Genomic DNA, 5,339 nt, shown 5'->3' with positions numbered 1-5,339 from the left:
GGTCAATGGTCGTTGACACTCATGCATCATACTAGAGGGCTCTTTCTCTTTCAAGACCTCGAACATCCTTCAAACAGGAATGCTGCTCCGTTAGCTTAAGTACATTGTTTCACAAACTCACATCAAGATTAACATAAAATCCTATTTTTAATTTAGAAGTGTTATTCAATTAAATGGCCTTTTAATGAAAACAAGCGCTGATCCTTGTTACAGAATCGCGCCCTTTAATTGAATAAATGTTTAAAGTTTAATGGACAATAATAATATAATATGAACCTACTACAACTGATAATTAGTTATATTCCAATTAACTACATTGCAAAATCAACCAACAATCATCAAACTTACATTTTTTCAAATCTTCTTTCTTTATATAATAATAAATCCTACCGCAATCTCCAAACATTAATTCAAAATCATTTGTTGTCACTGTATCCAGCTGGAATAATAACTGCCATTGGTCACAATTTCCTTTGAACTTTTTAAGTTCTTCGGGTGTAATTTCCGGTGTATCTCCACAGTAAATTCCATTAGTAACTTGCTCGCATTGAAGTAGCATTCCACCCTGAATCAAATCAGAATAGCCTAATAATTTACTAACTGTCTCTTCGTCCTCATGACCTTTAATTGATTTGACTTGATCGTAATGATCCCAATCTTCGTAATTGTATAGTTCGGTGAATTCCTCATAACAAGGTAGGTCATACTTTTTACTAAAGCCAAGTTGTATTTCAGGGAACTTAAAATCGTCTTCCATATCATTAGGGAAATTTGTTCTCGTTAATTCTGTAACATCCCCATCAAAATAATAAACCTTTGCACTCCCCTTATCTTTAGGGTCATACCCCCAAGTCATAGTCGATAGCTCATAAAAAAAATAAAGAATGCCTTTTGACGGTAGTAAACTACCTTCATCATACTTATTGATTTCCTCACAATTAATTTGTACTAGGAAACTCAACGGACGTTTTTTAGTTACTCCATTGAAATCTTCACCGCTAAAATAAAACCATTCAAAATCTTTAGGAACATCTGGATTTCCACCAAATTTTGATGTTCCTATAGGTATGTCAACTTTGTTATTAATTTTGAATTCTAGCTTTATAGCGTTTTTATTCATCTCATCCAATACTTTATTTAAATCCATTTTTATGCCTCCATATTATTACTTATATCCATACATATTCTCCAATTTAAAACATCATCCTTCTAAAATTGTTAAAAATAATCCAAAAGCGCAGTTGGTACCTTTCTTAAAACCATTGATATTCAATAATATGGCCCTTTAACGGAAGACTCGATTTCAAAATAATCTTAAAGGGCAATGTTCTCTCACTATTGCCTCGATTGATTAGGAAGAACCAGTTTACTTTATCATTCTTTCAAGCTTAATCCCTAAGCAAAACAAGATTATTGCCTGTTGAACAAATAATAAATCCTTCTTAAATTCATATCCAACAAAGTACTCTGAAGAGATTGCATCACTACTTACTTCTTCGTTTCTAAAAAATGGTGGACATGGATTTAACATTGCATTTCGATTAGCTAATTTCATTCTTTCTAAAGTAATTTGATACTTATTTATGTAATTTTCTGTTTTTAAATCACTTGACAAAGAGTCGGTTAAAACTATATCGCTTACCGATAAAATAGGTTCAAGTTCAGTGTGAAATTTATAATTCCGAGTGTCCGGTCCTAACTCAAACCCTTTAAAACAAACTTGATTAAACTTAAGATTCATTAACTCTGCAATACTTTTCCAAGAACTTGAAATATTACTCTTCGAACCAATAAATGTATAAACTAACTCTTTAAAATTGCTATTTCTTTCACTTATCGAAAACAGGTCAGATAAAATCTCACAGGGGTGATTTTCCGAAGTCATGGCATTTATTATTGGGATTGATGCATACCTTGATAACTCTTGAACCTTTGTACAATCTGCATGTCTTACAATTACGCCATCTGCCCAATTAGAGATATAGTGTATAACATCCTCCAACTCTTCTCTTTTATCTAAGCTTTCTGGAGGAAATAGTATTGTTTCTCCGCCCAAATCTTTTATCCCTTTTTCGAAAGTTATTCTTGTTCTTAAACTGGATTCAGGGAAAAACAAAACGAAATTTTTCCCCTTTAAAACATCCGTATTATCTTGATGTTTTAACTTTCTGGATAAGTCGAAAATTTCAACCACTTGTTGTTCAGTCAATTCATTTATACTTAGTAAATTCAAATGAACACCCCATTTAGTTTTATACATATTTTAACACAATTATCCAATTATCCAATTATCTTGTTTAGTGTTATTCAACAATCTGGCCCTTTAAAGAAAAAAGCACTTTCCTTATTCCAGGAAAGCGCCCGATTGCGGTGTACCTATTCCGTCTATTTTCTTAACAGTTCCACTTCCCCTATACCTTCTATAATTAGGTTTAGCTTTTTAGATTTGCTATAAGAAGTTATCTGGAAGTTTGTTGAAATAACCGTTTTGTTATTTTGGGTACTCATACTATAACTAGTTGTTCCATATTCATTCCCATCTTCATCTACGATTTTCATATCCATGAAATCATTTTCATTTTCATATATCCCATCCAATGAAAATGTTAGATTTAACGAGGTTGGATTTGCGTCAGCTTTTGCAACTTGAATGACAGATGACTGATTTTTCATGGCATACTGAATAATTTCATTTGATTTTTCTTTATTTTTATTAGCAAGTGACAGCCCCCAATTCCCATCAATTTTTTTGAAATTTCCAGTATTATAGAAAACATTGACACTTTCCACTTCTACTACAGCATCTTTTAAAGTAGGAATGACCCCTTCATTAGAATGGGCTAACACATCATATTGAATTCGCCCCGTTTTTACATCCAACATTGGATTACGAACGTCTAAACCAGATAAATATCTATTGCCGCCCTTCAATGGTTTGGTATCTGGGATAAATTCAAATATGTATTCACCATCCCCGTTTTTTAATCGGTAATCCAGTGAAACTTCCCTTACCTTTTTTAAAATCGAAGGATCTTCAAATTCTAATTGAAAACTAAATCCTACTTTATTCGCGTCCGATAAATGATTATCTAGCGTTATTTGTATACCTTGATTGGTAACTGAACTATTATTTTTTTGTATAAACCCATTATTTATGGCTTGTTCTATGCCCTTATCTCCAAAGTTAAAGAATTCGCTTATACTAGCTATTACGTTTTCATTTGTAATAACCACACCAGTTATAATAAGAGCGCAAGCAGCAGCAGCTACTCTTTTCCAAATGAAATTGACTTTTTTCTTTTTTGATTTAGCCCGAATAATATCATAGGATTGATCCAAAGTTTTTCTTACTTTGACAGGTATTTCTTTATCTTCGCTCATAATCTGATTGAACTCTTTTTCAAAGCTATTTTTCATATACCATCACTCCTTCATTTTTATAATAGTTGTTTCGTAATATCGATTTGGCTCTAGAAAGCCTAGATTTAATAGTCCCTTCAGGTTCCTTTAAAAATTCACTGATTTCTTTAACATTCAATCCAACAATATAGTATAAAATTAACGCCAACTTATAGGCTTCATTTAAACTATTAAGTGCATCCTCTAATTCGATTTTTTGAAATTCATCATTTCCTTTTTCAAAGAGTAAATGTTCATTAATCCCCAAAGCATTTTTATTCTTATTGAGTAAGCTGTTACATTTATTAATTAGGATTTTACAAATCCAAGTATTAAAGTACTCATCGTTTTTTAGAGTGTGTAATTTTTCATAAGCTAATATAATAGCATCCTGCATTGCATCAGCTACATCTTCATCATTGTTCAACAGTCTACTAGCAGTCCGATACAATACATCTTCGTATTGCTTTACAAGTGAAACGAATGCTTCCCCATCGCCCTTTTTTGCCTTTTTGACTAAAGTTTTTAATGATCCCATCTAGACACCCCCTTACTTACTGTTTTGTTTTTCAATGTATTAGATATAGAAGTGTATCAATTGGTTGCATGGAATAAAATATCTTTTAAAAATGTGAAAAGAGCACTAATCCTCATTGGGATTGTACTTTTTTGAAAGGTTATTTCTTGTTTATTATTCTTTAATCACAATATTTTCAGTAATAGATTATTCAAGATAATGGCCCTTTAATGAAAACAAGCGCTAATCCTTGTTACAGAATCGCGCCCGATTGTTGAAAATCGTTATTGAACTAAAGCACCCGTTAGCCATCCATGTCGCGTAAAATCTACGCTACACCACATAAAATGAAAGATTATTACGTTCTTTCATGGGAGTTAAAGTGTAATTCTTCACAAAATATTAGCAAGTTTAGTTGAAGTACACTATGTCACAACATCATACCAATTTCTCAAATTTATCTTAGTTAAAGAATGAAAAAAGATAATCAATATTAAACATCATTATTTCATATAAAATCAAAAAAATTATTGTTTTAATATATTGTTTAGAATCCTTTAAGTACTTCCACTCTAAAATAGCCTGAAAACACAATAAACTAGTAATATAGAATATCCAATACCATTTAATATTCGTTTCATTTGTATAAAAAAATGGAAGCATACATAAAAAGATAACTAAAAGAATACAACGCCCCCATCGGTTAAAATTTTTAGCTGGTGTATCCGAAATCTTTTTCTTTTCTATACCAAATAATTTATCTAGCACTTTTTCTAATATGAAAAATAAAATTGTAATAACAACGATAAATAATAAAATTTGCACATATATCCCCCGATTATGCCATTGTACCTTTTATTATAACCCAGTTTTTCCCAGTTCCATTATTGTATTAAACTGCCTCGTTAGTTTAAGTGCAATCCTTCACAAACTCATCTATATTCTAACATAAATATCCAATTCACGTGAAAGGTTATTCCACAATATGGCCCTTTAATGAAAAAAGCACTTTCCTTATTCCAGGAAAGCGCCCGATTGTGGAATATCGTCCTTCAACTAAAGCCCCAGTAGTTAAAATATAGGAACGATTAAAAATGCAGGTATACAACGACAAGAATATGCACGATTTATTCAGTAACGCCAAGAAAGCAGCTTACTCAAAATGGCACTAAACCATTACTATTAATCGGTTTCTACTAACGTGCATAAAAAGCTGTATAAATAGTGTTCATAGAAAAAGCCACGGAACGTTGATATTGATATGCTCCCTATTAGGTAGACAGATTAAAAAATAAAATCTGTTTATTAAATGGGGAGTTTTTTCATGCCTAAAAAATCATTTTCACCAGATGTAAAAATTTTAGCACTTCAATATTTAGAGGAAGGTCGTCATACTCTCGAAGAAATCTGCACAATGTTTTCA

At 31.6% G+C, this 5,339-nt stretch carries 5 protein-coding genes; all 5 read right to left on the bottom strand.

Annotated elements, in window-relative coordinates:
• Positions 1-307 precede the first annotated feature (307 nt).
• The 5 genes from ACIQZG_RS24280 to ACIQZG_RS24260 all read right to left on the bottom strand — a co-directional run bounded on the left by ACIQZG_RS24280 (position 308) and on the right by ACIQZG_RS24260 (position 4,741).
• The gene (locus ACIQZG_RS24280; protein ID WP_402758704.1) at positions 308-1,147 is read right to left on the bottom strand and encodes a YwqG family protein; all 840 of its coding nucleotides are present in this window, start codon (positions 1,145-1,147) and stop codon (positions 308-310) included.
• A gap of 219 nt (positions 1,148-1,366) precedes the next feature.
• On the bottom strand, positions 1,367-2,233 hold the full coding sequence (locus tag ACIQZG_RS24275) for an ornithine carbamoyltransferase (RefSeq protein WP_402758702.1): 867 nt from the start codon (positions 2,231-2,233) through the stop codon (positions 1,367-1,369).
• A gap of 152 nt (positions 2,234-2,385) precedes the next feature.
• Complete coding sequence (locus ACIQZG_RS24270; protein WP_402758700.1) at positions 2,386-3,417, bottom strand: DUF4179 domain-containing protein; 1,032 nt, start codon at positions 3,415-3,417, stop codon at positions 2,386-2,388.
• Positions 3,407-3,937, bottom strand: a complete 531-nt coding sequence (locus tag ACIQZG_RS24265; protein ID WP_402758698.1) for an RNA polymerase sigma factor — start codon at positions 3,935-3,937, stop codon at positions 3,407-3,409. Before ACIQZG_RS24265 ends, ACIQZG_RS24270 begins: the two co-directional genes overlap by 11 nt.
• A gap of 441 nt (positions 3,938-4,378) precedes the next feature.
• Positions 4,379-4,741 carry a DUF4181 domain-containing protein gene (locus tag ACIQZG_RS24260; RefSeq protein WP_402758696.1) on the bottom strand — a complete coding sequence of 121 codons (363 nt, stop codon included), beginning with the start codon at positions 4,739-4,741 and terminating at the stop codon, positions 4,379-4,381.
• Positions 4,742-5,339 lie beyond the last annotated feature (598 nt).

This window comes from Lysinibacillus sp. NPDC096418 (assembly GCF_044762775.1).
Lineage (GTDB): Bacteria > Bacillota > Bacilli > Bacillales_A > Planococcaceae > Lysinibacillus.
This window is presented reverse-complemented; position numbering and strand designations above follow the sequence as displayed.

Coding starts and splice junctions, on each gene's coding strand:
- ACIQZG_RS24280 (WP_402758704.1), bottom strand. CDS start 1,147: ATGGATTTAAATAAAGTATTGGATGAGATGAATAAAAACGCTATAAAG.
- ACIQZG_RS24270 (WP_402758700.1), bottom strand. CDS start 3,417: ATGAAAAATAGCTTTGAAAAAGAGTTCAATCAGATTATGAGCGAAGAT.
- ACIQZG_RS24265 (WP_402758698.1), bottom strand. CDS start 3,937: ATGGGATCATTAAAAACTTTAGTCAAAAAGGCAAAAAAGGGCGATGGG.